This is a genomic window from Azospirillum brasilense (assembly GCF_007827815.1).
Classification (GTDB): Bacteria; Pseudomonadota; Alphaproteobacteria; order Azospirillales; family Azospirillaceae; genus Azospirillum; species Azospirillum brasilense_C.
Genome location: NZ_VITH01000032.1, coordinates 4,292 through 7,189, shown reverse-complemented (window position 1 = coordinate 7,189; position 2,898 = coordinate 4,292). Strand labels below are relative to the sequence as shown.

Genomic DNA, 2,898 nt, shown 5'->3' with positions numbered 1-2,898 from the left:
ATGAAGGTCGCCGTCGCCTGCGCCCCGTTCATCGACCACAGCGTCAGGCCGCCCTGCGCGTTCTGCCACACCAAATCCGCACGACCGTTCCCGTCAAAGTCCAGCCGCGGCGCCGCCACGAGAGGCAATGTGGACACGGACAAGGAGCGGTCGCTGAAGAGCAGCGTCTCGATGTTCGTCAGGGTGTCGGTGCCGCCGGTCCCCACGGTGTCCCGAACGGTGACGCCGGTGGCGGTGCGCACCACCGCGTAAGTGGCGTAGGCGCCGCCGAAGGACGCAACGTCGATGCCGGCGCCGCCGTCCAGCGTATCGTTGCCCACTCCCCCTTCCAACGTGTCATCGCCCGCACCGCCCCGCAGAGTGTTTGCGGCATCGTTGCCGACGATGCTGTCGTTGCCGGAGCCGCCGATGGCGGTCTCGATGATCACACCGGCAGCGATCCCCAGATTGTTGACACCGTCGTAAGTCGGGGTTGGCACGCCGGTCGCCCAGCTCGGCAGGTTCATCCGCCGCTCGGCATCGCTCTGGCGGATCGCGATGGAGCTGAGGCTGCCCGGTCGCAGATCGAGGCGGCTTCCCAGGGTCTGATTGGACAGGTCGATGGTGTCGGTGCCGCCGCCATCCCAGATCGTCTCGAAGAAGGCTTCGGAAACCTGCCAGGAATAGACGGTGTCGCCGCTCCGCGTGGCGGTGTTGGCACCGTAGAGATACTGAACGGCGGCGACATCGTAGAGCATCGGCGTGCGCGGCACGACCATCTCCGACACCCAGGAATACTGGTTGGCGGTTCCCGTCACTGTTATGAGCGTGCTGTTCGAGGGCGCCGTGTAGGACATCACCGAATAATCGTAGTTGTCCTGGGCGGTCGGCAGCGTGTTCGGCGCCTCGAACGGATGCTTCAAGCCAAGCGCATGGCCGATCTCATGGATCAGCGTCATGTTGCCGAATCGGCCCTGGGTCTGGTCGAGGTTGGTGTTGCTGGCGTCCAGCCAGACATCGCCGCCGATCGGGTTTTCATAAACCTGCGTGATGGTCCCGGACGCCCCCGGCGAACCGGAATAGCTGTAGCTGAAGGACGGATAATAAGCATAGCCGCCACTGTCACTCAGCGTATCGGTGCCGAAGCGGATCTGCCCGCCGTTGCCGCTGTCCGCCACCTCGGTGAAGGTGACGTTCGCCACCTGCGCATAGAGCGCGAGCACGGCCCGCGCGGCGGCCTTCTGAGACTCCGTGAACGGGGTGAACTGCGTGATGCTTCCCGCTTGGTAGTAGGACGGGACGGCGGTCATGAAGCTGTAGGTGATGGAAACCGACTGACCGAGCCCGCCCGGCGCGCTGTAAGGCGTGCCGACGGCCGCAGCGAAGTTCCACCGCGCCGTATCGCCGACGTCGGACAGGGCGAGCAAGGCATCCAGAGTCGAGCTTCCGCTGGATGCAAAAGCTTGCGGATCGGCCGGAGGCGTCACCAGCATTTCCACTCCAGAGAGTTGCGTGTCTTCTCCGAACGCGTTTCTGAAAGAGTGGCTTTGCGACATTGTGGTTGGTTTCCATGGCTTTCAATCTTTCTGCATTATGAAAGATTGAGATGGTCCCATATACCACTTCGTCGGGGGTCTGTAAAAAAGGAAAATGCAGTTTACGGGCGCGGTCCTGTGCGTCTTTAACCCGCATGGTGGATGACGGTTTTATCGCGACAATCGATATGATAAAACCATAAGGTGCGGTTTTAAATCGCATAACATAGTATGCAGCAATTTCCGGCAAGGGAATGTTGCTTACAGTTGCGACGTCCTATGCGGTTGGCGCCCTCTCAACAAGGAATAGCAAGCGTGTCGAATAGCAACGATTTCATTCACCTCCCTGGTGATGGACGGATCGCGCCGACGGGGGCGAACGACTTGACGCAGGCAACCGACGGCAACGACGTCATCGATGCGCTTGATGGCGATGACACGGTGTATGGTGGGGACGGGGGTGACTGGATCGGCGGCGGTGACGGCAACGATGTCCTGTATGGCGAGGCCGGGGACGACACGCTGGTCGGCGGCGCCGGCAACGACAGCCTGGACGGCGGGGACGGCAGGGATGTGTTGTACGGCAACGATGGCGATGACACGCTGATCGGCGGCGATTACGACACGTTGCACGGCGGCGCCGGCAACGACGTGCTGATCCTGGACAACCGTGGCTACGCGTTTGCCTACGCCTATGGCGGGGCCGGCGACGATAGCCTGGTCGGCGGCGACGGCAATCAATGGCTGGAAGGCGGCGACGGCAACGACACGCTGCGCGGCGGTGGCGGCAACGACACACTGTATGGTGGCGCCGGTGCCGACGTTTTGACCGGCGGTAGCGGCGCCGACGAGTTCCGATTCTTCGGCTATTACAACAACTCTTCTGGAAGCCCCGCCATGGAGTGGGTGGGCGACCGGATCACCGACTTTGAGGCCGGCGACAAGCTGCGCTTCACCAATCTGACGCTGAGCCCCTCGCGCATCCAGGTGACGGCGGCCAACGGCGTGACCACGCTGGCCATCGACGTCGACGGCAACGGCAGCTTCGAGAGCGCCCTGACCCTCGACGGCACCTTCGCCGCCGACGGCCTGATCGTCGCCATCGAGGGCAACGACACCGTGATCTCCCTGCCGTCGGTGCAGGGCACATCCAACAACGACTTCATTCATGTCGACGGTGATGGCCTCACCGCGCCGGCCGGGTCCAACGATTTGACGCAGGCGACCTCCGGCAACGACGCGATCTCCAGCGGCGCCGGCGATGACACGGTGTATGGCGGGGCTGGAAGTGACTGGATCGGCGGCGGTGACGGCAACGATGTCCTGTATGGCGAGGCCGGGGACGACACGCTGGTCGGCGGCGCCGGCAACGACAGCCTGGACG

General features: G+C 63.3%; 2 protein-coding genes. One reads left to right on the top strand and one right to left on the bottom strand.

Annotation, left to right across the window (positions count from 1 at the left end):
• A partial coding sequence (locus FBZ83_RS32445) for a M10 family metallopeptidase (protein ID WP_282186921.1) occupies positions 1-1,535 on the bottom strand: 1,535 nt, incomplete at its 3' end.
• A 363-nt stretch (positions 1,536-1,898) separates the two neighbouring features.
• Between FBZ83_RS32445 and FBZ83_RS31170 the strand changes: the two genes are divergently transcribed.
• The coding region (locus FBZ83_RS31170) for a calcium-binding protein (protein WP_282186920.1) at positions 1,899-2,898 on the top strand (1,000 nt) is incomplete at its 3' end.